The following is a 24,561-nucleotide window of genomic DNA, read 5'->3' as shown; positions in this document are numbered from 1 at the left end:
TTAATCAACGTGACGTCGCATGTGAGTATCCAATGCATGATCCCCGTCCAGCCCATCGCCCCGCCGCTTTCGCGCCCTTCGCTACCGAAGGCCCGAACCTGCGCCGGTGAAAATCCGCTGGTCCATGTGATTCTGGCCTTCTGGGCCCTCTGGCATTGCCGCCACGCCCGCCCACCGGACACTTCACTCGCGCATCTGACAAAGCCCGGCCACCTTTCGGCCGATTGACTCAGCCGGACCGCCGCCAAGCGGCGGTCCTGTATGCACACGAGCGAATCCCTCATGCACTTTGCCCCCGTTGAACACGCCCGACGTTTCCTTGCCGAAAACCCCGATATCGAGCTGTTCGAACTGTTCATCCTCGACGCCAACGGCGTGCCGCGCGGCAAGCTGCTGCACCGCGACGAGCTGCTGGCGGTTTACCAGAGCGGCCGCCCGCTGCCCAGTACCATCCTGGGCCTGACCCTCAATGGCGATGACGTGGAAAACTCCGGGCTGGTCTGGGACGTCGGCGACATCGACTGCCGCGCCTACCCCTTGGAGGGCAGCCTGGTACGCCTGCCATGGCGCCGCGTGCCGACCGCCGCCGTGCAAGTCAGCATGCACCCCAGCGAAGGCCTACCGGCCAGCGTCGCCGACCCGCGCCATGTGCTGTTGCGCACCATCGAAGCGCTCAAGGCCGACGGCTACCACCCGGTGATGGCGTGCGAACTGGAGTTTTTCTTGCTCGACCAGCAGCGTGATGCCCAGGGCCGGCCGCAACCGGCCCTGGACAACGATGGCGGCCGCCCGCGCAGCACCCAGGTCTATGGCCTGCGTGAACTGGAGCAGATAGAGCCGTTTCTCGCCGACCTTTACGCGGCCTGCAAAGCCCAGGGCATCCCGGCCCGCACGGCGATTTCGGAGTACGCCCCAGGCCAGGTGGAAATCACCCTGGAGCATGGCGATGCCCTGGAAGCGATGGACCAGGCCGTGCGCTACAAGCGCCTGGTCAAAGGCGTGGCGCACGCCCACGGCATGCAGGCGTGCTTCATGGCCAAACCCTTCGCGCAACTGGCCGGCACCGGCATGCACATGCACCTGAGCCTGGCCGACAGCGCCGGCAACAACCTGTTCGCCAGCGACGACAAGGCCGGCACTCCCCTTCTGCGCCAAGCGGTTGCCGGCATGCTACGCCACCTGCGCGACTCGCTGCTGCTGTTCTGCCCCAACGCCAACTCGTTCCGTCGCTTCCAGGCCAACAGCTATGCACCGCTGGCGCCAACCTGGGGTGTCGACAACCGCACGGTCAGCTTGCGCGTGCCCGGCGGGCCAGCCAACAGCCGCCATGTCGAACACCGCATCTGTGGCGCCGACGCCAACCCGTACCTGGCCGCTGCGGCGATTCTCGCTGCCAGCCACCGCGGCATCCGCGAACAACTCGACCCGGGCGCACCGGTCGAAGGCAACGGCTACGCCCAGGCCACCGAGCACCTGCCCACCGACTGGCTGACCGCCCTCGACGCACTGGAGCGTTCGGCGTGGGCACGCGAAGCACTCGGCGCGGACTTCCTCGGGGTGTACCTGAAGGTCAAACGCGCCGAGTATCGCCAGTTCATGGCCGAAGTCAGCGAACAGGACTGGCGCTGGTACCTGCACCAGGCCTGAGCCTCACCCTATTCAGAATAAGGAACACCCATGAACGCAGCAGTGAACAACGGCCCGGCCCAGCGCGCGCCGTCCTACTACAGTGCCTCCCTCAACGACCACACGCAGTACCCGCAGCTCAAGGGCACCGTGCAGGTCGACGTAGCCATTATCGGCGGCGGTTTCACCGGCGTAGCCACCGCCGTGGAGCTGGCCGAGCGCGGCCTGAAAGTGGCGGTGGTGGAAACCAACCGCATCGGCTGGGGCGCCAGCGGCCGCAACGGCGGCCAGGTCACCGGCAGCCTCTCGGGCGACGAAGCCATGCGCACGCAGATGCGCGACCGCCTGGGCAGTGAAGTGGATGACTTCATCTGGCACCTGCGCTGGCGCGGGCACCAGATCATCGAGCAGCGGGTCGAGCGCTATGGCATCGACTGTGACCTCAAGCGCGGCCACCTGCATGCAGCGATGAAACCGTCACACCTCAACGAGCTGCGCGCCTTCGAGGCCGAAGCGCAGCGCCGCGGCATGGGTGATCAGGTGCACATGCTCGACCGCAACTCGGTTGCCGAACACCTGCAAAGCCCGTTGTACCTGGGCGCGCTGAAAAACCTGCGCAACCTGCACCTGCACCCGCTCAACCTGTGCCTGGGCGAGGCGCGTGCCGCCCATGCACTGGGCGCGCTGATCTTCGAGAACTCCGAGGTACTGGACATCGTGCACGGCCCGCGCCCTGCAGTGGTCACTGCCCAAGGCCGAATCGAAGCACGCCAGGTGATGCTGGCCGGCGACGTTTACCACAAACTGGAAAAGCGCCAGCTAAAGGGCAAGATCTTCCCCGCCATGGGTGGCATCGTCACCACCGCGCCGCTGGGCGAACTGGCCGAACAGATCAACCCCCAGGACCTGGCGGTGTACGACTGCCGTTTCGTGCTCGACTACTACCGCCTCACTGCCGACAAACGCCTGCTGTTCGGCGGCGGCGCCAACTATTCGGGCAAGGATTCCCGTGATATCGCAGGTGAACTGCGCCCGTGCATCGAGCGCACCTTCCCGGCCCTCAAAGGGGTGCCGATCGAGTTCCAGTGGAGCTGCGCGATGGGTATCGTGGTCAATCGCATACCGCAGCTGGGCAAGCTTTCGGACAACGTCTGGTATTGCCAGGGCTATTCGGGGCACGGCATCGCCACCAGCCACATCATGGGCGAAATCATGGCCGAGGCGCTGACTGGAACGCTGGAGAAGTTCGATACCTTTGCCGGGTGCAAGCACATCAAGGTGCCGATGGGGGATCTGCTGGGCAATCCGCTGTTGGCGGCAGGGATGTGGTACTACCAGATGCTGGAAAAACTGCGTTGATTGCGCTCCCCCTGTAGGAGCGGCCTCGTGTCGCGAAAGGGCCGCAAAGCGGCCCCAGATTTTCAGCATGATGCAGATATAGCCAGGCAATGGTCAGCGATCAGGCGATCTTCTTCAAACCCTGCTTCTTCAGCTCTTCATCACGCAACTCGCGGCGCAGGATCTTGCCCACGTTGGTCGTTGGCAGCGCGTCGCGGAACTCGATGTAACGCGGCACCTTGTAGCCGGTGACGTTGGCACGCATGTGCTCCATCACCTGCTCCTTGGTGACGGTCATGCCCGGCTTGACCACGATGAACACCTTGATCAGTTCGCCCGACTTTTCATCCGGCACGCCGATCGCAGCGCACTGCAGCACACCCGGCAGGGCTGCCAGTACGTCCTCCAGCTCGTTGGGATACACGTTGAAGCCCGAGACCAGGATCATGTCCTTCTTGCGGTCAACGATGCGCATGTAGCCGTCCGGCTGGATCAGGGCAATGTCCCCGGTCTTCAGCCAACCGTCACTGTCGAGGATCTCGGCGGTGGCATCTTCACGCTGCCAGTAGCCCTTCATCACTTGCGGCCCCTTGACGCACAGCTCGCCCACCTCGCCCAGCGGCAGTTCGGTGCCACTGTCATCGATGACCTTGCACAAGGTCGAGGGCACCGGGATACCGATGGTGCCGACCTGGTTGGCTTCGGCCGGATTGACCGCCGCAACCGGGCTGGTCTCGGTCATGCCATAGCCTTCGCAAATGGCGCAACCGGTGACGGCTTTCCAGCGCTCGGCCACGCTCAGTTGCAGCGCCATACCACCGGACAAGGTGATCTTCAACGCCGAGAAGTCCAACGCACGGAACGCCTCGTTGTTGCACAGGGCAACGAACAGGGTGTTGAGGCCGACGAAGCCGCTGAACTTCCACTTGCCCAGCTCCTTGACCATTGCCGGCAAGTCACGCGGGTTGCTGATCAGCACGTTATGGTTGCCGATCAGCATCATCGCCATGCAATGGAAGGTAAAGGCATAGATGTGGTACAGCGGCAGCGGCGTGATGAGGATCTCGCAACCTTCATGCAGGTTCGAACCCATCAGCGCCCGGCACTGCAGCATGTTGGCCACCAGGTTGCGGTGCGTCAGCATTGCGCCCTTGGCCACACCTGTGGTGCCGCCGGTGTACTGCAGCACGGCAACATCATTGGCTTGCGGGTTGGCCTCGGCCACCGGCTGGCCCTTGCCCAGCGCCAGGGTATCGTTGAAGCGCACGGCGTTCGGCAGGTTATAGGCCGGCACCATCTTCTTCACGTACTTGATCACGCTGTTGATCAGCAGGCGCTTGAGCGGTGGCAACAGGTCGGCCACTTCAGTGACGATGACGTGCCTGACCTGGGTCTTGGGCACCACTTTCTCGGCCAGGTGCGCCATGTTGGCCAGGCACACCAGCGCCTTGGCACCGGAGTCGTTGAACTGATGTTCCATTTCCCGTGCGGTATACAGCGGGTTGGTGTTGACCACGATCAGGCCGGCGCGCATGGCACCGAACACCGCTACCGGGTACTGCAGGACATTCGGCAGCTGTACGGCAATGCGATCACCCGGCTTGAGGTCGGTGTGCTGCTGCAGCCAGGCCGCAAAAGCGCCCGACAGGGCATACAACTCGCCGTAGGTGATGGTCTTGCCCAGGTTGCTAAAGGCCGGTTTGTCGGCAAAGCGTTGGCAGGATTGCTTGAGTACCGCCTGGATATTGGGGAATTCGTCAGGATTGATTTCCGCCGTAATCCCGGCTGGGTATTTATCCTTCCAAAAATGGTCGATCATGGAAGCCCACTCCTTCAGCAACAGCGAAGTTCGATTTACGCGTCGATGCGTTTATTATTGATATGAGATGGCGGTTCGTTGCAAACCGAATCATCTGAAAGCGGGCCGAGAGTAACAGCTTTGCAAAGGGTCGCCTAGAGGCCAAAACGGGCCTTACGGTCACAAAAATGACTCAATGAAGGATACAAGTCATTTTTAGAGTATTTGACTTAGAGCGCCAAGTTTCAAGCGGCAAGCTGCAAGCTAGAGCGGCGCACGCCCCCTCTTGCAGCTTGAAACTTGAAGTTTGAAGCTCGCCCCCCTTACGCGATGTCGCGCAGCTCGCGACGCAGGATCTTGCCCACCGGGGTCATCGGCAACGACTCGCGCAGCACGATGTGCTTGGGCACTTTGTAACCTGTGAAGTTGGCCTTGCAGTAGGCCTTGAGTTCATCGACGCTGAGCCCGCCCTCACGGGCCACCACGAACAGTTTGACGGCCTCGCCCGAACGCTCGTCAGGCACGCCGATGGCGGCGCAGTTGGCCACCTTCGGGTGGCCCATGATCACGTCTTCGATTTCGTTGGGGTACACGTTGAAGCCCGAGACGATGATCATGTCCTTCTTGCGGTCGACGATACGCGTAAAGCCGTCCGGGTCGATCACTGCAATGTCGCCGGTTTTCAGCCAGCCATCAGCATCCAGGGTCTGCGCCGTAGCCTCGGGTTGCTGCCAGTACCCCTTCATCACCTGCGGGCCCTTGATGCACAACTCGCCCCGCTCACCGAGCGGCAGTTCATTGCCCTCATCATCGATGACCTTGAATGCTGTGTCTGCCACCGGTATGCCCACGGTACCCAGGCGTGCCAGCTCGCCATAAGGGTTGGTGCTGGCCACTGGCGAAGTCTCTGTCAGGCCGTAGCCCTCGACAATGCGGCAGCCGGTCAGGCTCTCCCAACGTTCGGCGGTGGCCTTGACCAGTGCCGTACCGCCAGAGTTGGTCACCTTGAGCGCCGAGAAATCCAGCTGCCGGAAGCCCGGGTGATCCATCAGCGCCACGAACAGGGTGTTCAACCCCAACAGTGCGGTGAACCGCCACTTGCCCAGTTCCTTGATGAAGCCAGGGATATCGCGCGGGTTGGTGATCAACACGTTATGGTTGCCGGTGACCATCATGCACATGCAGTTCGCGGTAAAGGCATAGATGTGGTACAGCGGCAGCGGCGCGATCATCACCTCCTGGCCTTCCTTGATCAGCTTCTGCCCGTCCGGGCCATGCTGCGAAAAGCACGCCAGCACCTGCAGCATGTTGGCCACCAGGTTGCCGTGGGTGAGCATGGCGCCCTTGGCCAGGCCCGTGGTGCCGCCGGTGTACTGCAGCACGGCGATGTCGTCCAAGCTCAGCGTTACCGGCTTGTGGCTCAGCGCCGCGCCCTCGCGCAGTGCCTGCTTGAACGAGATGGCCTGGGGCAGATGATAGGCCGGGACCATTTTCTTGACCTTGTCGACCACGGTGTTGATCAACCACCCCTTGGCCATGGGCAACAGGTCGCCCATCTTCGCCTCGATCAGGTATTCGATGCCGGTATCGGGCAGCACCTCCTGGACCCGCTTGCCGAACATGTTCAGGTACACCAGGGCGCGGGCACCGGCGTCTTTGAACTGGTGGCGCATTTCACGCTCGGTGTACAGCGGGTTGGTGTTGACCACGATCAGCCCGGCGCGCAGGGCGCCGAACACCGCAATGGGATACTGCAGCACGTTGGGCATCTGTACGGCGATGCGGTCACCCGGCACCAGGTCGGTATGCTGCTGCAGCCAGGCAGCAAAGGCCGCCGAAAGGCGGTCGAGTTCGCCATAGGTCAGGGTCTTGCCCAGGTTGCTGAACGCCGGGCGGTCGGCGAAGCGCTTGCAGGATCGCTCGAAAACTTCGACGACCGAGGTGTACGCATGGATATCGATGGTGGAAGGCACGCCCGCCGGGCGCTTGTCATTCCAGAAGTCGGCTTGCATTTATTATTGTTCCTCTGCCTGAACCCGCTCTTAGCCTGTAATCCCTTTGCCTGATGGCAAAAAGGCGTTCAACCGACGTTAGCAGGTAAGCCTGAGGTGGCATATATGCCAAGTGCCGCCATTAACATTGTGAATCTTATTTGTGCCCTTCCTGCAATCCGGCCGCTTGCGCATACACTGTGCTCGTACCCCAGCGCAAAGGATCCGCCATGCCTTACGACGCCTTCTGGCTGCCGGCCAGCGAGCATTGCAGCCTGTACGTGCACCAATGGCTGCCGGCCACGCCGGTCAAGGCCGTGGTGCTGCTGGCGCACGGCATGGCCGAACATGCCGGGCGCTACCAGCGCCTGGGCCAGGCGCTGAGCGCTGCCGGCTATGCGCTGCTGGCTGCGGACCTGCGCGGCCACGGCCGTACCGCCGAACGGGGTAGCCTCGGCCTGTTCGCCCGGCAACATGGCTGGAATGCCGTGGTCAACGACCTGGCCCTGCTCACACAGCACATCGGCCAGCAGTTCCCCTGCACACCGCTGTTCCTGTTCGGCCACAGCATGGGCAGCTACATCGCCCAGGCTTACCTGATGCACCACAGTGGCAGCGTGCACGGGGCGATCCTCAGCGGCTCCAATTTCCAGCCGCCGGCGCTGTACCGCATGGCGCGCCTGATCGCCCGGCTGGAGGCGTTGCGCCAAGGCCCGCAAGGCAAGAGTGCGCTGATCGAGTGGCTGTCGTTCGGCTCGTTCAACAAAGCCTTTAAACCCACCCGTACCGCCTTCGACTGGCTAAGCCGCGACCCTGAAGAGGTAAACAGGTACGTCAGCGACCCGCTGTGCGGTTTTCGCTGCAGCAACCAGTTGTGGCTAGACTTGCTGCACGGCCTGGCGCAGATCAGCCAGGCGAAGAACCTCGCGCAGATCGATCCGAACCTGCCGTTGCTGGTGATTGGCGGTGAATGTGATCCGGTGAGTGCCGGCAAGCGTCTCACCCATCTGGCCGACGCCCTGCGCGCGACCGGCAATCGACATGTACAACTGCGCGTCTACCCCAAGGCGCGGCACGAAGTGCTCAATGAACTCAATCGGGACGAGGTCACCGCCGATATCCTCGCGTGGCTGGAGCAGGCGCTGGCCCTTGGCCGCCCTGCCCGCAGCGAATGATAACGGCCTTGTCCGCCCATCAAGGAAGCGCCAATGACCCAGGTCACCAACACGCCTTACGAAGCTCTAGAAGTCGGCCAGAAGGCCAGTTACGAAAAGTCTGTGGAAGAACGCGACATCCAGCTGTTCGCCGCGATGTCCGGTGACCACAACCCGGTGCACCTGGATGCCGAATTCGCCGCCAAGAGCATGTTCCGTGAGCGCATTGCCCATGGCATGTTCAGCGGCGCGCTGATCAGCGCGGCAGTAGCCTGCACCCTGCCCGGCCCCGGCACCATCTACCTGGGCCAGAAGATGAGCTTCCAGAAGCCGGTGAAAATCGGCGACACCCTGACCGTGCGCCTGGAAATCCTCGAGAAGCTGCCAAAGTTCAAAGTGCGCATCGCCACCAACGTGTACAACCAGAACGATGAGCTGGTTGTAGAGGGCGAGGCAGAGATCCTGGCGCCGCGCAAGCAGCAGACGGTAGAGCTGGTATCGCCGCCCAATTTTGTCGCCAGCTGATGGCTTCAGGCAGTACCGGCGACAGGGCCGGTGCTGCCGGGTCATTCCAACGCCTGCAGCTTTCCCTCGATATGCCGCCGTTCCGGCGCCTGATGCGTCAACTCCAGCGCCTGCCGCCAGGCCGCACGGGCCTGTTCTGCCTCACCCAACTGGTAATGCAGCTCCGCCCTTGCCGCATGCGCCAGGTGATAGTCGCGCAACTCGCCAGTCGCCAGAATTGTTTCAATCTCCGCCAACCCCACCCGCGGCCCATCCCGCTTGGCCAATGCCACCGCTCGGTTGAGCGCCACCACTGCGGACGGCCAATGCCGCTGCAGCACATCGTAAAGGCCGACAATCTGCGCCCAGTCCGTTTCACTTGCGCTCGCAGCCTCCGCATGCACCGCTGCAATCGCCGCCTGCACCGTGTAGGCACCGAACGCCCGGCTGCGCAACGCCAGCTGCACCAATTCACAGCCTTCGCTGATTTGCGCACCGTCCCACAGGCTGCGATCCTGCTGCTCGAGCAGCACCAGATTGCCTTGGGCATCGCTACGCGCGTGCTGGCGTGACGCCTGCAGCAACATCAGCGCCAGCAAACCGACCGCCTCCGGGTCCGGTAACAACTGCACCAGCAAGCGACCGAGGCGAATGGCTTCGTCACTCAACGCCTGTTGCACCAACGCCTCACCCGAAGACGCCGAATAGCCCTCGTTGAACACCAGGTAAATCACCCGCAACACGCTTTCCAGGCGCTCAGGCAATTCGTGCAGCTCCGGCACCTGGTAAGGAATGCGTGCGTCGCGGATCTTGGCCTTGGCGCGCACGATGCGTTGGGCAATGGTCGCTGGGCTCTGCAGGAAGGCACGGGCGATCTGCTCAGTGGTCAGGTCACAGACTTCGCGCAACGTCAAAGGCACCTGCGCATCGGCAGCCAGAGCCGGGTGGCAGCACGTGAAGATCAGCCGCAGGCGATCGTCGGCGAGCAATGCCTCATCACTGGGGTCTTGCCCCTGGCCCTCGATGAGCATGATCAGGTCAGCCTGCGAACGGTCGAAACGCGCACGCCGCCGCACCGCGTCAATGGCCTTGAAACGGCCGGTCGACACCAGCCATGCACGTGGGTTTTGGGGGATACCGTCACGCTGCCAGCGCTCGACGGCAATGAAGAAGGCATCATGCATGGCCTCCTCTGCCAGGTCGAAATCCCCCAGCAGGCGGATCAGCGTCGCCAGGATACGCCGCGAGTCCCGCCGGTAAACCCCCTCGATCTCGGCGCGTACCTGCACCAGCGTTGCCATCAGTCCGGCATCCGCTGGGTCACCACCTCCACCAGGCGGTCCAGGCTTTCTCCCCACCCCTGGTGAAAACCCATTTCTTCATGGGCCGTGCAGTCGGCAGCGCTCCAGTGCCAAGCGCGGGCGGTATAACGGGTCTTGCCGTGTTCCTCGTCAAAGGTCACCACTGCGGTCATGAAGGCCTTGGCAGACGGCACCCAGCCTGGCCCGAACGCATCGGTGAACACCAGCCGACGTGGCGCGGCGATCTCCAGGAACACACCCTGGGTGGGGTAGTCGGTACCGTCGGGGGCGCGCATCAAGGTACGAAACAGGCCACCGACCCAGAGCTGCATTTCACATTCAGGCGTGGTCATGCCATGCGGCCCCCACCACTGCATCAGCCACTGGGGTTCGGTCCAGGCACGGAACACCTTGGCGGGCGGGGCGTCGATCAGGCGGCTGATGGCCAACTCGTGTTGCACTTGCGCAGGTTGGGCAAGGCTCATTCTTGTTGTTCTCCGTTGCGGTCAGGGTTGCAGTTCGCGCACGGGCCTTACTTCAACGCTGCCGACCCGTGCGGCCGGGATGCCTTTGGCAATGTTCAATGCCTCGTTGAGATCGCGGGCATCGACCAGGTAAAAACCCGCAAGCTGCTCTTTGGTCTCGGCGAACGGGCCATCGGTCAGGCTCATGTGGCCACCGCGCATGCGTACCGTGGTGGCGGTCTGCACCGGTTTCAGCGCCTCGGCCGCGAGCATGCGCCCACAGCGCTGCAGCGACTCGGCGTAAGCCATGCATTCGGCATCTTCGGGGCTGTCGGGCAGGCTGTGCAGCAGCCCCTCGTCACAATAGACCAGGCACAGGTATTTCATGGTGATCTCCACGGCATTGGCAAAGTGCGTTTGGCGATAGCTGATCAGGGTTTGAGATCAAACAGCGCTTTCTGGGTTTCCACATCGAAAGGCGCCGACCAGTGCTCGTGGATGACCCGCCACTGGCCGGCGGTCTTGCGATAGCCCACGGTGACGCGCATGAAACCGCACTGGCTTTCGTCATCCGACGGGCCGCAGCGGTTGAGCCAATGGGCCAGGCCCAGCTCGCCATCGGCGTACACCGTGAGTTCGGCCAACTCGAACGTCATCGGGCCGGTGCAAAAACCCATGCACATTTCCCAATGTGCCTGGTACACGGCCTTGCCCTTGAACTGCAGTTCCTTGATCGCATCGAAGGCGACGATGTCGTCGGCATAGGGGGCGGTGATACCTGGGATGTCACGATCGCGCACCGCTTGCATCCAGCGTTCGATCAGTTCACGGATTTCGCTTTCGGCCTGGGTATTCATGAGGGGCTCTCCGAAGTGCGGGTGGCGCCGGTACTCGGCGCCTTCAACACTGGTCGAACGAGAGAGCGGGAAATCGACAACAGGGAGGAAAAAGGCTGACAGGCGCGGCGGCCCCCTGTAACTGCCTACACGCCCGGGCTGGCCAGTATGAATTCGCGATAGCCCGAAACGATCACGTACACCGCGAAATAGCAGAAAATCGCTGCCGAGAGCAGGTATGACCACGTCAGCAGACGGTCACCGAGCAAACGCCCACCATGGCTGGCGATGCCGCACAGGCTCAGGCACCAGACCAGCCCTGCAGCGAAAAAGCCGCCGAGAAACAACCCGGCCTCCAGCAGGCTACCGCCACCGGAACGGGAAATCAGCACGCCACCGACAGCGGCGAACCACAAAATGGCGGTGGGCGACGACATGGCCAGGAAGATACCGCGCATGAATTCGCGCCAGGCCGATTCCGCCACCACCTCGCTGCGCGCTTCCATATGCCCGCCGCGCCAGGCCGCCAGCAGCATCTTCAGCGCGAACCACACCAGCAGCGCCGAACCACCCAGCCACAAGGCCCAGCGCACGCTCTCGAACTGCAGCAACACGGTCATGCCGGCCAGCGCTGCGATCGCATACACCAGGTCACCGACACACGTGCCCAGGCCGAGCCAGAACCCTTGCAGGAAACCGCGCTGCATGGCCAGGGTGATCATGGCGATATTGGCCACACCGATATCAAGACACAGGGACAGGCTGAGGAGAAAACCGTTGGAGAAAGGCATTGAATACTCGATGACGGGTAAATGAGCGCCGTAGAGCCTGCCATGAGTGATTGCGGGATTGGAAGAACAAGTGTTCGATCAGGCCAGCGCCGCCTGTTCAAACACCTCGTCGGCCCACTGGTTCAGGCTTTTGCCTGCCGCACGGGCAGCAACGCTGGCAGCGGCATGGATTTCGGGCCGAATACGCAGCATGACCTTCCCCGATGCCGGCTTTTCGGGAGTGATGCCCTGTTCCGCGCAATCGGCCAGGTAGTCCTCCAACGCATGACGGAAGGCCTCATGCAGTTCCGGGACAGAACTTGCGTGGAAACTGATGATGTCGCGAATCCCCAGCACGCGGCCGACGAAAATATCATCACGCTCATCATATTCAATACGGGCGGCATAGCCCTTGTAGCGCATGCAACTCATCATTTCACTCCTGCCCGCAGCAAGAATTCGCGGGCCTCTTCAATCTGATACCGCCTGGCCTCCTTGCCTGGATGGGGACGATGGCACCTCCAGCACTGGCCGCCAAGCACCAGTTTGACCCGGGAGCCTTGCCGCTCCAGCACCTGCCCCCCGAGGTGCAGCACCAGCGTTTCAATCTCGGAAAAGGCTAGTGACGACGTGGTTGGCGTCCTCAGGATAGCGTCGAGAATTTTTCGGTATCGAGTATTCATGGAAAAATGCTATCAAAATAAGATAGCACTTATTCCAAGATATTCATTCAGGATCTTTCATTGCCCGCCAGAATCCGCGCATACCGCGCCCGGTCCACGTTCGCTCCGCTCAACACCACAGCCACGCGCTTGCCGGCCTGCTGTTCGCGCTCTTGCATCAACGCCGCCAGGGCTGCGGCACCTGCACCTTCGGCAGTGTTGTGCGTGGCCTCGTGGTAAACCCGCATGGCTTCGGCGACTTCACTGTCGGTGACCCGCACGATCCGCGCAGCATGCTCGCGCACCAGGGCAAAGGCTTGCGGATGGGGTACCCGGCAAGCCATGCCATCGGCGAAGGTTTCGGCAGTGGCAGTGGTGACGATATGGCCCTGCTCGAAGCTCTGGGCATAGGCATCAGCGGCGCTGGACACCACACCGACGATCTGGGTTTTCAAACCCAGCAGGTTACGCGCCTGGATCAGCCCGCAAATGCCTGACCCCATGCCGATCGGCACGTAAACGCAGTCCAGGTCACGCACAGCCTCGAACAACTCCAGGGCATAAGTGGCCACGCCCCGCACCAACTCCGGGTGGAACGAAGGCACCATGGCATACCCCAGCACCTCGGCCAGCCGCGCGGCTTCTTCACGGGCCACATCGAAATCCGCACCGTGCTCGACCAACTCGGCCCCCAGTGCGCGCATGGCGGCGTTCTTCTCTGTGGAATTGCCCTCAGGGACTACGATGACCAACGCAATGCCTGCCTGCCGTGCCGCCAGGGCCATGCTTTGGCCGTGGTTGCCACGGGTTGCGGTGACCAGCCCGCGGGGTGGATTGCCGCCCGCCAGCAGCGAGCGCACATAGACCAGACCGCCCCGGACTTTGAAAGCCCCGGTGGGTGCGTGATTTTCGTGCTTCACCCACACCTCGCAGCCCAGCCGCTCAGCCAGCAACGGCCAGGCGTGCTGGGGCGTGGCGGGTACATGTTGGTGAACGAAAGCGGCGGCTTCGCGCAGGGCGGCAAGGTCGAACATGGCGATAATCCCTTTTCGGTAGGTGGTTGATCCGATCCTAAGCGCCGGGCATTGTATGGGTACAACCTTATATTGCATGGGTAGCAATTTCGTGTGGATCCCGCAGCTCGTCGAGGATGACCAACCCCGGTATCTGGCACTGGTCGACGCTATAGGCAACGCCATCGAGAGCGGCGTGCTCAAGGTCGGTGACCGCCTGCCGCCGCAACGGCGCCTGGCCTGGAAACTGGGCCTGAACCCCAGCACCACCCAACAGGCCTACCGTGAAGCCGCCGCTCGCCACCTGGTGGCGGGTGAAGTGGGCCGCGGTACCTATGTGCTGGCGGGGAGCAAGGAAGCGACCTTGTTTCGCCTGAAACACTGCGAAGGGCAAACGCGGCTGATCGACCTGTCGACCAATGTACCGGTTGCCGATCCGCACAATCATGATCTGCACGACAGCTTGCGCAGGCTGCTGGAAGGTCAGAACCACGGCTTGCTCGACCATTACCTGGGCCCCGAACAGTTGCTGCTGGGGCGCATCCGCGGCGCCCACTGGCTGGGCAATCGCGGCCTGGCCCTGTCGGCGGACCAACTGTTGCTGTGCGGCGGAGCCCAGCAGGCGCTGGCACTGGTGCTGCAGTCATTCTGCCAGGCGGGTGAGCCCGTCATGCTTGAAGCCCTGACCGCTCCGGGCATCAAGGCCGCCTGCCGGCAACTGCGTCTGCCCGTGCATGGCGTCGCACTGGACAACCAAGGCCTGCGGCCCGATGACCTGGACCGGGTGGCGCGCGCCAGCGGTGCCCGCGTGCTGGTGACCACACCTACCCTGCACAACCCCACGGGCGCCTGCATGGATGATGCTCGCCGCGAGGCAATCGCTGGGGTAGTCAAACGCCTGGGGTTATTGGTGATCGAAGATGATGTGTATGGTGCACTCAGCGACCGGCCGCCGCTCTACCCGCTATTGGGCGATCAAGGGATCTACATCAGCAGCCTGTCCAAGACGGTGGCTGCAGGCTTGAGGTTGGGGTGGATCGTGGCCAGCGCGAAGTTGCTGTCACAGGTCGACCCGCATGCCCAGGCCAGCCACTGGCCGGTGTCGCCATTGGGCTTGCATGTCGCTTGCCAATGGATCGATGACGGTACCGCCGCCCGGCGGCTGGCCTGGCAGAGAGCAGAAATTTGCGAGCGCTGGCGCCTGGCACGCAGGCTGCTGGCTGGTGGGCTGCACAACACAGGCCAGCCTTCACCCCACGCGTGGCTGGGCACGCCGCAGGGGGCTGAGGCGGTTGTAAAGCAATGTCGGGAACAAGGTGTGGAAGTCGTCCCGGCGAGTGTCTTCGCCATTGGCGCAAGTGAGGTGCAGGCCGTGCGCATCAGCCTGTCCGCGGCAGGCAGCCGGGCTGAACTGAAACGCGGCCTGGAGGTAATACGGCAGGTACTGTCTGCTCAATGAACCCAGGGTGACGAAAGCAGCCTCTTCGCTACTGCCCGGTGCGAAAAGGCCGCTAACGCAGGAGCATCAACCCTGCTGGCAACCTTCGCCCATGGCGCGGTACTGAATGGTGTGCACCTGGCCCTGATGGTCTTCATAGGTCATGGTCGCAGGCACCACTTCGCAGACATTGGGGATGGTCGACAGGTTGATCACCCGTTTGATGTCAAGGTTCATGGAGTAGTCGTACTGCTGGGCCACAGGCTCGGTGGAGACGGCTTTGGCCTCATCGGCAAGGGCGAACGAGGACATACCGACCAATGCAAGAATCAGTAATGGTTTCATGGATGTTTGGCCTTTAAATCAATCAAGCTGATCGATTGACTTCATATGCCGTCAATGGCGCGGAGAAGTTGTCATCAACTGCGAAGATGACACGAAGTACCGATCCCGCTTTGTCGTACTGCCAGGGGGGATACGTGAAATTCTACTCCCGGCCTGGAATAGTTGAACCCCGAACTCGGACATTCACCCTTGCAGCTTTTGCAACAATCTGCGACAAAGCGAAACGGATTGATGGCCCGAAATCATTGGGCTAGAGCTGTTTGCCAGCGGAATACCATGACGCCACTTCTCTGCACCCCACTGACCGACCTTGAGCGGCGGCTGCTAGACCACTTCTATCGCCAGCAGGGCTCGCGCATGCGTGCAGCCAGCGAGGGTGAGTTGTGGGTGGCGCGCAGCGGCGCAATCGTTGCGGGCTTGAGCTTGAGCGCTGTTGCCAGTGGCCGGTGGCTCACCGGCCTGCTGGTAGCCCCAGAGTGGCGAAACCAGGGTGTGGCCGCGCACCTGGTCAACGCAGCACTGGCCGAAGGTCGCGGCCCAACGTGGCTGTTCTGCCACCCGGACCTCGAAGCCTTTTACCAACGTCTGGGTTTCTCCCCGGCGAGCAGGTTGCCTGAAGCGCTGGGGGCACGCCTGGCCCGCTATCAACGCAGCAAACGCCTGATGGCGATGGTGCATGGTCAGTCGTCGCTGGCGTCCAGCCCAGGGAACAGTACCTCGGTGTAACCGAACTTGGCGAAATCCTGAATCCGCGAAGGATACAGCCGCCCGATCAGGTGGTCGCATTCATGCTGTACCACGCGCGCATGAAACCCGTCGGCAACCCGGTTGACCGGGTTGCCCTGCGGGTCGATGCCCTCATAGCTGATGTGCTTGTAGCGAGGCACCACCCCGCGCAGGCCAGGCACAGACAAGCAGCCTTCCCACCCCTCCTCGATCTCGGTGGACAGCGGAGTGATCACCGGGTTGAGGAGAATGGTCTGTGGCACCGCCTCGGCATCGGGATAACGCTCACTGCGCTCGAAACCGAAAATGACCAGTTGCAGGTCGATGCCGACCTGCGGTGCGGCCAGCCCCACGCCGCCGACATGGCGCATGGTTTCGAACATGTCGTCGATCAACTGCTGCAGTTCGGCGCTGCCGATCAGGTGTTCTGGCACCGGGGCTGCGACGCGCAGCAAGCGCTCGTCGCCCATCTTCAGGATGTCACGGATCATCGCGGGTTCTGCTCGGTAGGCTGGGGCTCGACGGGATGTTCATGGCCGAGCACGGTCAGGGTTTCCTTGGCTTTATCGCCCTCGAAATCCTTTTCGCCAGGGTCTTTGCCCTCAGCGGACATATGTTCGATCACAGCGTTCATCTCCGCGCCCAGCAACAATACGGCGGCAGAAATGTAGAAATACAACAGCAATACAATGATCGCACCGATACTGCCATACATGGCGTTGTAGTCGGCGAAAGTCTTCACATAGTAAGCGAATGCCAGCGAAGCGATGATCCAGACCACCACCGCCAGCACTGAGCCTGGAGTGATGAAGCGAAACTTCTGTTTCACGTCGGGCATCACGTAGTAGATCACCGCCACCGCCACCATCATCAGGATGATGATCGCCGGCCACCGCAAGATCGTCCACACCGTGACGATCACTTCCTGCATGCCGATCTGAGCCGCGATCCACTCCATCACCTGAGGCCCCAGCACCATCAACGCTGCCGCCGCCAGCAGCATACCGGCAATGCCGACGGTATAGACAATCGACAATGGTATGCGCTTCCACACCGGGCGCCCTTCGGGCACGTCATAGGCGGCATTCATGGCACTCATCATCAGCCGTACGCCTGCAGAGGCGGTCCACAGCGCGATGACGATACCCACCGACAGCAGGCCACCTTTGGACTGCTGCAACTGATCGATGACGGGGTTGACCTGTTCCAACGCCTGGGGCGGCAGTACCAGCTCCGATTGCATGCGCAGCCACGAGAAGAAATCCGGCAGGTGCAGAAAACCGATCAGTGCGATCAGGAACAGCAGGAACGGGAACAACGAAAACAGCATCTGGTAAGCAAGCGCAGAGGCGTAGGTGGACATCTCGTCGTCAAGGAATTCCTTGACGGTGCGCACCAGGATGCGGTGAAGGGGCAAGCCACCCAGGTCGGGAAAAATCATAGCGTCTCCTTTCGCCGCTTGATCAGTACATCAGGGAAGTCTAATAGACCACGCGACTGGTGTGCTGCTCCCTGCTGGACTTGAAGAAAAATTCGCCGTCTTGATCAACAGCCCCATCCCCGTCTGCTGGCGACGGGGCTGTAGTCATACCGTGATCAAGGCTTTTTCACAGCATCCTTGACGTCGCCCTTGACCTGCTGCCCTTCGCCCTTGATTTCCTGGGCCTTGCCTTCTGCGCGCAGCTTGTCATTGTCGGTGACTTTGCCAACACCTTGCTTGATGTTGCCCACTGCTTCGTTGGCCATACCTTTGACTTTGTCTTTAGTGCCGCTCATGGCAAATCTCCTGCAAATGGAGACACGTGATCCGTGTCGACAAAAGGTGGACCCAGCGGCCAGTTCAGGAGTTTCAAACATTTTTGCAATCTCAAGCCGAGCGGTAAATCTGCGGGCGAATACCGCACTGAATCGGCTACCTACGTCTGCGCAATGCCGGCCTGCTGCCCTAGAATCGCGGGCAAACGGCAGCCCTATAGAGGTTGCATGCTTATAAAAACAACAGCTTACGGAACCTGCACCCATGCGTTTGATGCCCCTGCTGGCAGCCTTGCTGCCGCTGCTGCCCCTGCCCGCGATCGCTGGCGCACCGGCCACCGAAACCCTGCGGGTCGACCGCTACACCGACGACAGCCAGCCAGGCACCCTGCGCTGGGCGATCGAAACCAGCAACCAAAAGCCCGGCCACTACCGCATCGACATCGCCGCAGTCGGCCAAGCCCCGTTTGTCATCCGGCCGACCCGCGCCCTGCCTGAAATCAAAGGCCCGGTGCAGATCACCGGCCTGCCTTGGGCGCGCGACGGCCAATACGTCGCCATCGACGGCGCCGGCTATATCAAGGACCAGGGAGTACGCACCTGCCCCGGCGCCCTGCCCGGCCAGTTCGGCACCAACGTGCGCACCACGACCAACCCCGGGCTGGTGCTGCGCGACACCCAGGGCGTGCACCTCAGTGGCCTGGAAGTGCGCAACTTCTGCATCGGCATCCTGGTCAACCGCGCCAGCCACAACGTCATCGAAGACAACCGCATCGTCGCCAACAAGGGCGGTGCCGGTATCATGCTGACCGGCGATGACGGTGCCGGTAACCCCACGGCCACCACCACGGTCAACAACAAGGTGCTGCGCAACCAGCTGATCGACAATGGCGATGGCCTGGAGCTGACCCGCGGCGCGGCGTTCAACCTGGTGGCCGACAACCTGTTCCGTTCGACTGCAGCCAACCCGGAGCCGTCCCAGGGCATCGAGATTCTGCTGGGCAACGACAACAGCGTGGTACGCAACCGCTTCGAGAACTACTCCGACGGCCTGCAGATCAACTGGGGCAAGCGCAACTACCTGGGCGCCAATACCTTCAGCGGCAACTCGATCGGCGTCAGCGTCACCGGCCAAGGCAATATCCTCGACGGCAACCTGATCCACGGCAACCGCATCGGCGTGGCGCTGCGCCCGGAGCCGGAAGTCACCACCACGCGCCTGACCGGTAACCGGATCTGGGGCAACAGCCTGGATATCCGCCGCTGCGAAGCTGGCGGCTCTTGCGTACCGGATCAGCGCACGGGCGCCATCGTTTTTGGCGTGCCAGCCCAGGCCCATGCACTGTACGTAGGCTCTCGCGGGGTCGGTGCCGACCTGCCGAAAAAGGACCAGGCCGTGATCTGCGATGCCAAGGGCCAGCCCAAGCCCTGCCAGCCGCTGCCCAACCATAACCAGCAGGCACCACGGCTGTTGGCCCTGAACGACAATGTGCTGCGCGGCGAAGTGCAGGGGCCGGCATCGAGCCTGCTGCGGGTCGAGCTGTTCGGCAATGCCCAGGCACAAGGCACGGAGGCTGAGCAGTACCTGGGGGAAGTGCTGGTGAACAGCGATGCCAAGGGGCAGGCGCAGTTTGCCCAGGTGCTGGAGAATGCCGATGGACTGCGCAGCTTTACCGCCACCGTGACCACGGCCGATGGCGCGACCTCCGAGTTGAGCCAGCCACTTCGCCGCTAGGGTAGCTGGCCCCATCGCCGGCACGCCGACGATGGGGCCATCAAACCTTGCTCCGCTACCCGCCACCCCTCACAATGCAGCCCTTCATAGCGTCACACCGCAGGAACCTGCATGAAACTCGACAAACCCGCCGCCATCGCCCGGCGCAACGAAGCATTGGCCAAGCCGGTGCTCACCAGTGCCAACACGCTGTTCGCCATCCTCGACCCCAAACGCAACCTGTGGTGGTTCGAAGTGCCGGTGGCGCTGCTGCGCAAGGGCCAGCCCGACTGGGTCAACCTGCTGCTGCACACCCCAGAAAGCGACGAACTGCAGCACCTGAAGGTCCCGACCAACTTCCTCAAGGCGCATCAGGAGCAGATGGAAGTGCGCAATGCCGGCAAGCGCCGCTCAACCATCAGCCTGGCGCTGAGCGCCGACCGTGATTCGCTGCTGCGCGACACCCGCCCAGGCGGCGAGCAGCTCGACTTCAGCACATTCGTGCAGGCCTGACCTCAGGCCCGCTCGATGCGATCGTCATGGATGACGATCCGGCCCTGTTTGAACAACGCGCCGATGGCCTTCTTGAAGTTGCCCTTGCTGACGTTGAACATGCGGCTGATCACCTCTGGGTCGCTCTTGTCGCACACCGGCAACACGCCCCCTTCGGCCTCCAGGCGCTGCATGATCTGCTCATGCAAGCCGTCCGCCAGCGCCTGGCCAACCGGTTGCAGGCTCAACGCGATCTTGCCGTCATGGCGCACTTCCTTGATGAAACCCTTCTCATGCATGCCCGAACGCATGAACTTGAAGATCTCATTCTTGTGGATCAGGCCCCAATGGCGGTTGTTGATGATGGCCTTGAAGCCCATCGGCGTCTCGCCCGCCACCAGCAGCTCGACCGGCTGACCGACCTGGTAATCGGCCGGGGTGCGGTCCAGATAGCGGTCCAGGCGTGAAGTGGCGGTGATGCGCCGGGTGCGCTTGTCGAGGTAGACATGCACCACGCAGTAGTCGCCGATCTTCAGCGGCCGCGCCTCTTCCGAGTACGGCATCAGCAGGTCCTTGGACAGGCCCCAGTCGAGGAAGATGCCCGCACCGTTGATGTCCTTGACCTTGAGGCTGGCGAATTCGCCAACCTGCACCTTGGGCTTCTCGGTGGTGGCGATCAGCTGGTCTTCGCTGTCCAGGTAGAGGAACACGTTGAGCCAGTCATCGACCTCGGTTTCGGCGTTCTTCGGGATGTAGCGCCCGGGCAGCAGGATCTCGCCGTCGGGGCCGCCGTCCAGGTAGAGGCCGAAGTCCACGTGTTTCACGATTTGCAAACTGTTGTAACGCCCAAGCAGAGCCATTTCCGATGTTCCTCAAGACAAGGCAGCTATTCTACACCTGAAGCCAGCGCGCCGCCCGACCGCTGATTCGGCGGAACCGTCGTGGAGTACTCGCGTCTACCGTGTGGCCAGCCATCTGCAAGGGATCAGCACATGTTTCTACGCCTGTCCAAAGCCCTGATCATCGCCACGGCATTTGCGCTGGCACTGGTGGCCTGCAGCCGTATAGACCTGGCCTACCGCAACCTCGACCGGCTGGTCCCGTGGTCGCTGGACGACTACCTTGCCATGAACCGTGACCAGAGGTCGTTGCTCGACGAACGGCTCAAGCAGCACCTGGCCTGGCATTGCACGACCGAACTGCCCGGGTACCTCGACTGGCTCGACCGCGTACGCAGCATGGTCGCCGATGGGCAAGTGACCGACCAGGCGCTGCAACAGCGCATGAACGAAGCCCGGCAGGCGATCGGTCGCGTTGCAGAAGCCATCACCCCGTCGGCCGCCGAGCTGCTGCGCGGCATGAGCGATGCCCAGGTCGCGCAGCTGGGCGAAGCTTTGCGTGAAGACATCAGTGAACGGCAAGAGAAATACGTCGATACACCCCTATCCAAACAGGTCGCCCGCCGCGCCGAGCGCATGGAAAAACGCCTGACACCCTGGTTCGGCGAACTCACCGCAGCACAACGCCAGCGCGTGCAAACCTGGGCACAGGCGCTGGGCGACCAGAACCGCCAGTGGATCGCCAACCGTGCGCACTGGCAACAACAGCTGATGATGGCCATGAACCAGCGCAGCGACGAAAGCTTCGAACCGCGCCTGGCGCAATTGCTGCAGCGCAAGGAAAGCCTGTGGACTGCGCAATACCGCGCTGCCTTCGAGAACAGCGAGCAACAGACACGCAGCCTGTTGATCGACCTGCTGCAACAGAGCAGCCCGGCCCAGCGGCAGTATCTTCAGGGGCGGCTGGCCAAGGTGCGTACCGACTTCAGTGAGCTCAAGTGCCTTAAGGGATAGGCAGGTCAATCGGTGTCCGCCCGATAACCCGCCTCAGCGCCCTTTGCGCCGATACGGGAACACATCGATCACCTTGCCTTCGCGGATAGATGCCTGCAGCCCCTTCCAGTAATCCGCGTCATACAGCTCCCCATGCAACCTGCTGAATAAACGCCGCTGGCCCATATCGGCAAACAGAAACGGCGGGAACTCCTCCGGGAATACATCGTGCGGCCCGATCGAATACCACGGCTCCCCCGACATCTCGTCCTCCGGGTAGCGCGGCGGTGGGATATGGCGGAAATTCACCTCGGTCAGGTAGCTGATCTCGTCATAGTCGTAGAACACCACACGACCATGGCGGGTAACCCCGAAGTTCTTCAGCAGCATGTCGCCTGGAAAGATGTTCGCTGCGGCCAACTGCTTGATGGCCAGGCCATAATCCTCCAGCGCTTCGAGCACCTGGCCTTCGCTGGCCTGCTCCAGGTACAGATTGAGCGGGATCATGCGCCGTTCGGTCCAGCAATGGCGGACCAGCACCGTATCGCCTTCCACAGCCACGGTGGACGGCGCCACCTCCAGCAGCTCGGCCAGGCACTCAGGCTCGAACTTGCTCCGGGGGAAACGAAAGTCGGCGAACTCCTGGGTATCGGCCATTCGCCCAACCCGGTCGACACTCTTCACCAGGCGATACTTGTCGATCACCGTGGCACGGTCGACCGTCTTGGACGGCGAAAAGCGGTCCTTGATGATCTTGAATACGGTATTGAAGCCCGGCAGGGTGAACACACTCATGACCATGCCGCGCACACCGGGCGCCATGATGAAACGGTCGTCGGTACTGGCCAAGTGGTTGATCAGCGCGCGATAGAACTCCGACTTGCCGTGCTTGTAGAAGCCGATCGAGGTGTACAACTCGGCAATGTGCTTGCCTGGCAGTATGCGCTTGAGGAAATTGACGAACTCCGCCGGTACTGGCACGTCGACCATAAAGTACGAACGGGTGAAGGAGAAGATGATCGATACCTCGGCCTCGTCGGTGATCAGCGCATCCGCCTCGATACCATGGCCCTCGCGGTGCAGCAGCGGGATCACCAGGGGCCACTGTTCATCGCTGTTGTACAGCCGGCCCACCAGGTAGGCGCCCTTGTTGCGGTACAGCACCGGCACGAACAGTTCAACGGCCAGGGCCGGGTCCTTGCACACCCAGTCTGGCAGGCAGTCGCGCAGTTGCTCTTCAAGGCGCGACAGGTCGCTCTCGAGGTCACCGTAGTCGAATGCATAGTCGCGCAAGATAGCCCGCAACACGCTCTTGAGGCTGCCATCGGGCATATAGGTGCGGGTCTGGGCAGCGCGCTCGTGGCTGCGTATCGACGGCCGGGTGGTGTGGATGAACATGCAGCCATCGCTGATCTGGTCATGGCTGAACAGGCTGCAGAACAAAGAGTTGTACCAGGTCTCCGACAACTCATCGTCCAGCCGCGGGTCGATCAGGCGTATATAGGCACTTTTCACCAAGGGCCACTGTTCGGCCTCCAGCAGCACTTCCTCATCGAACCCGTCACGCAGCCAGCCGTTGACCTCACCGACCTTCTGCTCATAGAGGTTGATCCGCGCCGCCGCTGCCCGCTGGATGTCCTGCCAGCGCGCCTGCTCGAAGCGCTCGCGGGCGCCCAGGGTGATGCGGCGAAAGTGTTCGCGGTAGTCGTCGAAGCCATCGAGGATCATCCGGGCGATTTCGCCGGCCGGCCAGTGCTGGGTCATGCAGGACACCTCGGTGCGGGGTGAGTTAGACAGCTTAGTCGCCTGTGCAACTTTGCGGAGCCTCTACCGGCTTACACCGCAAGAAAGGACAAGAACCGCCCGTGCGCCATCGCGTACACTCGCGCCCTGCCCTGTACCCGGAGACCACCGTGAGCCCCATCGCCCTGACCCGCCTGCTGACCCTTGCCGCCGTCTGGGGGGCGAGCTTTCTGTTCATGCGCATCATCGCCCCCGAGCTGGGCACCGTGCCTACCGCCTTCTTTCGCGTGTCCATCGCCTGCCTCGGCCTGATCGCCATACTCGCCGCAGCCCGCGTACGCTGGAACTTCGAGGGCAAACTCGGCGCTTGCCTGGTCCTGGGCATGATCAACTCAGGCATCCCCGCCACCTTCTATTCGGTGGCAGCCCAGGTACTGCCGGCGGGGTATTCGGCGATCTTCAACGCCACCACGCCACTGATGGGGGTGCTGATCGGCGCACTGTTCTTCCGCGAGGCCATGACCCTGCCCAAATTGTGCGGCATCTTCCTTGGCCTGTTCGGTGTCGGCATTCTCAGTGGCGCGGGCCCGGTGGCACTGGACATGGCACTGCTGCAAGGCGCCCTGGCCTGCCTGGCGGCAACCACCTGCTATGGCTTCGCAGGCTTTCTGGCGCGGCGCTGGATCAGCGGCCTGGACAGCCGCCTCTCGGCGCTGGGCAGCATGCTCGGCGCCACGCTGATGATGACGCCACTGTTCGCCTGGAGTGCGCTGACCCAGCCGCCTGCCAGCTGGGGCGGCTGGCAGGTGTGGCTGTCGCTGCTGGGCCTGGGCCTTGTGTGCACGGCCTTCGCCTACATCCTGTACTTCCGCCTGCTGGCCGAGATTGGCCCGGTCAAGGCCAGTACCGTGACCTTCTTGATTCCGGTCTTCGGTGTGCTGTGGGGCGCGTGGCTGCTGGACGAATCGCTGTCGATGGGCCACCTGTATGGCGGCCTGCTGATCGCTGCCGCGCTGTGGCTCGTGCTCAAGCCCGCGCGCCGCGCTCAGGCCTGATACA

The 24,561-nt window shown here is 62.4% G+C and carries 26 protein-coding genes; 11 read left to right on the top strand and 15 right to left on the bottom strand.

From position 1 onward, the window contains the following. The first annotated feature begins 36 nt into the window (after positions 1–36). The 3 genes from IWW33_RS26675 to IWW33_RS17965 are packed head-to-tail and all read left to right on the top strand — an operon-like array spanning position 37 to position 2,985. Positions 37–228 carry a hypothetical protein gene (locus tag IWW33_RS26675; protein ID WP_080952208.1) on the top strand — a complete coding sequence of 64 codons (192 nt, stop codon included), beginning with the start codon at positions 37–39 and terminating at the stop codon, positions 226–228. Between the two features lie 54 nt (positions 229–282). Continuing rightward, entirely contained in the window at positions 283–1,647 is a 1,365-nt protein-coding gene (locus IWW33_RS17970) for a glutamine synthetase family protein (protein WP_174142422.1), read from the top strand. A gap of 30 nt (positions 1,648–1,677) precedes the next feature. Continuing rightward, positions 1,678–2,985, top strand: coding sequence for an FAD-binding oxidoreductase (locus tag IWW33_RS17965; protein ID WP_046788050.1), 1,308 nt, complete (start codon positions 1,678–1,680; stop codon positions 2,983–2,985). Between the two features lie 100 nt (positions 2,986–3,085). Here the strand turns inward: IWW33_RS17965 and fadD1 are convergent, their stop codons facing one another. Together fadD1 and fadD2 are read right to left on the bottom strand one after the other, a co-directional pair. Next, the gene (gene fadD1, locus IWW33_RS17960; RefSeq protein ID WP_046788049.1) at positions 3,086–4,783 is read right to left on the bottom strand and encodes a long-chain-fatty-acid--CoA ligase FadD1; all 1,698 of its coding nucleotides are present in this window, start codon (positions 4,781–4,783) and stop codon (positions 3,086–3,088) included. A gap of 302 nt (positions 4,784–5,085) precedes the next feature. Further along, positions 5,086–6,774, bottom strand: a complete 1,689-nt coding sequence (fadD2, locus tag IWW33_RS17955) for a long-chain-fatty-acid--CoA ligase FadD2 (protein WP_046788048.1) — start codon at positions 6,772–6,774, stop codon at positions 5,086–5,088. A gap of 209 nt (positions 6,775–6,983) precedes the next feature. Here fadD2 and IWW33_RS17950 point away from each other — a divergent pair, with 209 nt between their 5' ends. Both IWW33_RS17950 and IWW33_RS17945 read left to right on the top strand, forming a co-directional pair. Continuing rightward, a complete protein-coding gene (locus tag IWW33_RS17950; protein WP_115274125.1) occupies positions 6,984–7,928 on the top strand; it encodes an alpha/beta hydrolase in 945 nt (314 codons plus the stop codon). A 33-nt stretch (positions 7,929–7,961) separates the two neighbouring features. Further along, the gene (locus IWW33_RS17945; protein ID WP_012315672.1) at positions 7,962–8,432 is read left to right on the top strand and encodes a MaoC family dehydratase; all 471 of its coding nucleotides are present in this window, start codon (positions 7,962–7,964) and stop codon (positions 8,430–8,432) included. 41 nt (positions 8,433–8,473) lie between these two features. Here IWW33_RS17945 and IWW33_RS17940 read toward each other — a convergent pair whose 3' ends face one another. From IWW33_RS17940 to IWW33_RS17910, 7 genes are all read right to left on the bottom strand, one after another. Further along, on the bottom strand, positions 8,474–9,712 hold the full coding sequence (locus IWW33_RS17940) for an RNA polymerase sigma factor (protein ID WP_119687599.1): 1,239 nt from the start codon (positions 9,710–9,712) through the stop codon (positions 8,474–8,476). Beyond that, positions 9,712–10,197: an SRPBCC family protein gene (locus IWW33_RS17935; RefSeq protein ID WP_174142421.1), complete on the bottom strand. Its 486-nt coding sequence runs from the start codon at positions 10,195–10,197 to the stop codon at positions 9,712–9,714. Before IWW33_RS17935 ends, IWW33_RS17940 begins: the two co-directional genes overlap by 1 nt. Positions 10,198–10,218: 21 nt before the next feature. After that, on the bottom strand, positions 10,219–10,563 hold the full coding sequence (locus IWW33_RS17930; protein WP_039603659.1) for a YciI family protein: 345 nt from the start codon (positions 10,561–10,563) through the stop codon (positions 10,219–10,221). Positions 10,564–10,607: 44 nt separating this feature from the next. Continuing rightward, positions 10,608–11,033 (bottom strand): nuclear transport factor 2 family protein, encoded by a 426-nt coding sequence (locus IWW33_RS17925; protein WP_039603658.1) that lies wholly within the window; start codon positions 11,031–11,033, stop codon positions 10,608–10,610. A 125-nt stretch (positions 11,034–11,158) separates the two neighbouring features. Further along, positions 11,159–11,803, bottom strand: coding sequence for a LysE family translocator (locus IWW33_RS17920; RefSeq protein ID WP_046788043.1), 645 nt, complete (start codon positions 11,801–11,803; stop codon positions 11,159–11,161). A gap of 78 nt (positions 11,804–11,881) precedes the next feature. Further along, complete coding sequence (locus IWW33_RS17915; protein WP_039603657.1) at positions 11,882–12,214, bottom strand: type II toxin-antitoxin system HicB family antitoxin; 333 nt, start codon at positions 12,212–12,214, stop codon at positions 11,882–11,884. 298 nt (positions 12,215–12,512) lie between these two features. Beyond that, positions 12,513–13,478: a threonine dehydratase gene (locus IWW33_RS17910; RefSeq protein ID WP_174142419.1), complete on the bottom strand. Its 966-nt coding sequence runs from the start codon at positions 13,476–13,478 to the stop codon at positions 12,513–12,515. A 76-nt stretch (positions 13,479–13,554) separates the two neighbouring features. On the opposite strand from IWW33_RS17910, the gene IWW33_RS17905 reads away from it, so the two are divergent. Further along, positions 13,555–14,916 carry a PLP-dependent aminotransferase family protein gene (locus IWW33_RS17905; RefSeq protein ID WP_174142417.1) on the top strand — a complete coding sequence of 454 codons (1,362 nt, stop codon included), beginning with the start codon at positions 13,555–13,557 and terminating at the stop codon, positions 14,914–14,916. Positions 14,917–14,982: 66 nt separating this feature from the next. Here IWW33_RS17905 and IWW33_RS17900 read toward each other — a convergent pair whose 3' ends face one another. Next, on the bottom strand, positions 14,983–15,240 hold the full coding sequence (locus IWW33_RS17900; protein WP_046788041.1) for a DUF2790 domain-containing protein: 258 nt from the start codon (positions 15,238–15,240) through the stop codon (positions 14,983–14,985). 276 nt (positions 15,241–15,516) lie between these two features. Here IWW33_RS17900 and IWW33_RS17895 point away from each other — a divergent pair, with 276 nt between their 5' ends. Further along, positions 15,517–15,966 carry a GNAT family N-acetyltransferase gene (locus IWW33_RS17895; protein WP_174142415.1) on the top strand — a complete coding sequence of 150 codons (450 nt, stop codon included), beginning with the start codon at positions 15,517–15,519 and terminating at the stop codon, positions 15,964–15,966. Here the strand turns inward: IWW33_RS17895 and def are convergent. The 3 genes from def to IWW33_RS17880 all read right to left on the bottom strand — a co-directional run bounded on the left by def (position 15,921) and on the right by IWW33_RS17880 (position 17,742). Then, positions 15,921–16,457: a peptide deformylase gene (gene def, locus IWW33_RS17890; RefSeq protein ID WP_012315683.1), complete on the bottom strand. Its 537-nt coding sequence runs from the start codon at positions 16,455–16,457 to the stop codon at positions 15,921–15,923. The genes IWW33_RS17895 and def overlap by 46 nt on opposite strands. Beyond that, a complete protein-coding gene (locus tag IWW33_RS17885; protein ID WP_046788040.1) occupies positions 16,454–17,407 on the bottom strand; it encodes a YihY/virulence factor BrkB family protein in 954 nt (317 codons plus the stop codon). Before IWW33_RS17885 ends, def begins: the two co-directional genes overlap by 4 nt. Before the next feature lie 155 nt (positions 17,408–17,562). Then, a complete protein-coding gene (locus IWW33_RS17880; protein WP_046788039.1) occupies positions 17,563–17,742 on the bottom strand; it encodes a CsbD family protein in 180 nt (59 codons plus the stop codon). Between the two features lie 244 nt (positions 17,743–17,986). Between IWW33_RS17880 and IWW33_RS17875 the strand changes: the two genes are divergently transcribed. After that, a complete protein-coding gene (locus IWW33_RS17875; protein WP_174142413.1) occupies positions 17,987–19,456 on the top strand; it encodes a right-handed parallel beta-helix repeat-containing protein in 1,470 nt (489 codons plus the stop codon). Positions 19,457–19,567: 111 nt separating this feature from the next. After that, positions 19,568–19,948, top strand: coding sequence for a hypothetical protein (locus IWW33_RS17870; RefSeq protein ID WP_012315687.1), 381 nt, complete (start codon positions 19,568–19,570; stop codon positions 19,946–19,948). A 2-nt stretch (positions 19,949–19,950) separates the two neighbouring features. Here IWW33_RS17870 and IWW33_RS17865 read toward each other — a convergent pair whose 3' ends face one another. Beyond that, positions 19,951–20,787 carry a S1-like domain-containing RNA-binding protein gene (locus IWW33_RS17865; RefSeq protein WP_012315688.1) on the bottom strand — a complete coding sequence of 279 codons (837 nt, stop codon included), beginning with the start codon at positions 20,785–20,787 and terminating at the stop codon, positions 19,951–19,953. Between the two features lie 132 nt (positions 20,788–20,919). Here IWW33_RS17865 and IWW33_RS17860 point away from each other — a divergent pair, with 132 nt between their 5' ends. Then, a complete protein-coding gene (locus IWW33_RS17860) occupies positions 20,920–21,780 on the top strand; it encodes a DUF6279 family lipoprotein (RefSeq protein ID WP_115274118.1) in 861 nt (286 codons plus the stop codon). 33 nt (positions 21,781–21,813) lie between these two features. On the opposite strand, the gene aceK is transcribed toward IWW33_RS17860, so the two are convergent. Next, complete coding sequence (gene aceK / locus IWW33_RS17855) at positions 21,814–23,523, bottom strand: bifunctional isocitrate dehydrogenase kinase/phosphatase (protein ID WP_174142411.1); 1,710 nt, start codon at positions 23,521–23,523, stop codon at positions 21,814–21,816. Positions 23,524–23,672: 149 nt separating this feature from the next. Between aceK and IWW33_RS17850 the strand changes: the two genes are divergently transcribed. Further along, positions 23,673–24,557 carry a DMT family transporter gene (locus IWW33_RS17850; RefSeq protein ID WP_046788086.1) on the top strand — a complete coding sequence of 295 codons (885 nt, stop codon included), beginning with the start codon at positions 23,673–23,675 and terminating at the stop codon, positions 24,555–24,557. Positions 24,558–24,561 lie beyond the last annotated feature (4 nt).

Origin of the sequence: Pseudomonas sp. M2 (assembly GCF_015751845.1) — a bacterium.
Lineage (GTDB): Bacteria > Pseudomonadota > Gammaproteobacteria > Pseudomonadales > Pseudomonadaceae > Aquipseudomonas > Aquipseudomonas putida_E.
Note: the sequence above shows the minus strand (reverse complement) of the source record. Positions and strands in the feature narration are given on the sequence as shown.

Coding starts and splice junctions, on each gene's coding strand:
- IWW33_RS26675 (WP_080952208.1), top strand. CDS start 37: ATGATCCCCGTCCAGCCCATCGCCCCGCCGCTTTCGCGCCCTTCGCTA.
- IWW33_RS17970 (WP_174142422.1), top strand. CDS start 283: ATGCACTTTGCCCCCGTTGAACACGCCCGACGTTTCCTTGCCGAAAAC.
- IWW33_RS17965 (WP_046788050.1), top strand. CDS start 1,678: ATGAACGCAGCAGTGAACAACGGCCCGGCCCAGCGCGCGCCGTCCTAC.
- fadD1 (WP_046788049.1), bottom strand. CDS start 4,783: ATGATCGACCATTTTTGGAAGGATAAATACCCAGCCGGGATTACGGCG.
- fadD2 (WP_046788048.1), bottom strand. CDS start 6,774: ATGCAAGCCGACTTCTGGAATGACAAGCGCCCGGCGGGCGTGCCTTCC.
- IWW33_RS17950 (WP_115274125.1), top strand. CDS start 6,984: ATGCCTTACGACGCCTTCTGGCTGCCGGCCAGCGAGCATTGCAGCCTG.
- IWW33_RS17945 (WP_012315672.1), top strand. CDS start 7,962: ATGACCCAGGTCACCAACACGCCTTACGAAGCTCTAGAAGTCGGCCAG.
- IWW33_RS17940 (WP_119687599.1), bottom strand. CDS start 9,712: ATGGCAACGCTGGTGCAGGTACGCGCCGAGATCGAGGGGGTTTACCGG.
- IWW33_RS17935 (WP_174142421.1), bottom strand. CDS start 10,197: ATGAGCCTTGCCCAACCTGCGCAAGTGCAACACGAGTTGGCCATCAGC.
- IWW33_RS17930 (WP_039603659.1), bottom strand. CDS start 10,563: ATGAAATACCTGTGCCTGGTCTATTGTGACGAGGGGCTGCTGCACAGC.
- IWW33_RS17925 (WP_039603658.1), bottom strand. CDS start 11,033: ATGAATACCCAGGCCGAAAGCGAAATCCGTGAACTGATCGAACGCTGG.
- IWW33_RS17920 (WP_046788043.1), bottom strand. CDS start 11,803: ATGCCTTTCTCCAACGGTTTTCTCCTCAGCCTGTCCCTGTGTCTTGAT.
- IWW33_RS17915 (WP_039603657.1), bottom strand. CDS start 12,214: ATGAGTTGCATGCGCTACAAGGGCTATGCCGCCCGTATTGAATATGAT.
- IWW33_RS17910 (WP_174142419.1), bottom strand. CDS start 13,478: ATGTTCGACCTTGCCGCCCTGCGCGAAGCCGCCGCTTTCGTTCACCAA.
- IWW33_RS17905 (WP_174142417.1), top strand. CDS start 13,555: ATGGGTAGCAATTTCGTGTGGATCCCGCAGCTCGTCGAGGATGACCAA.
- IWW33_RS17900 (WP_046788041.1), bottom strand. CDS start 15,240: ATGAAACCATTACTGATTCTTGCATTGGTCGGTATGTCCTCGTTCGCC.
- IWW33_RS17895 (WP_174142415.1), top strand. CDS start 15,517: ATGACGCCACTTCTCTGCACCCCACTGACCGACCTTGAGCGGCGGCTG.
- def (WP_012315683.1), bottom strand. CDS start 16,457: ATGATCCGTGACATCCTGAAGATGGGCGACGAGCGCTTGCTGCGCGTC.
- IWW33_RS17885 (WP_046788040.1), bottom strand. CDS start 17,407: ATGATTTTTCCCGACCTGGGTGGCTTGCCCCTTCACCGCATCCTGGTG.
- IWW33_RS17880 (WP_046788039.1), bottom strand. CDS start 17,742: ATGAGCGGCACTAAAGACAAAGTCAAAGGTATGGCCAACGAAGCAGTG.
- IWW33_RS17875 (WP_174142413.1), top strand. CDS start 17,987: ATGCGTTTGATGCCCCTGCTGGCAGCCTTGCTGCCGCTGCTGCCCCTG.
- IWW33_RS17870 (WP_012315687.1), top strand. CDS start 19,568: ATGAAACTCGACAAACCCGCCGCCATCGCCCGGCGCAACGAAGCATTG.
- IWW33_RS17865 (WP_012315688.1), bottom strand. CDS start 20,787: ATGGCTCTGCTTGGGCGTTACAACAGTTTGCAAATCGTGAAACACGTG.
- IWW33_RS17860 (WP_115274118.1), top strand. CDS start 20,920: ATGTTTCTACGCCTGTCCAAAGCCCTGATCATCGCCACGGCATTTGCG.
- aceK (WP_174142411.1), bottom strand. CDS start 23,523: ATGACCCAGCACTGGCCGGCCGGCGAAATCGCCCGGATGATCCTCGAT.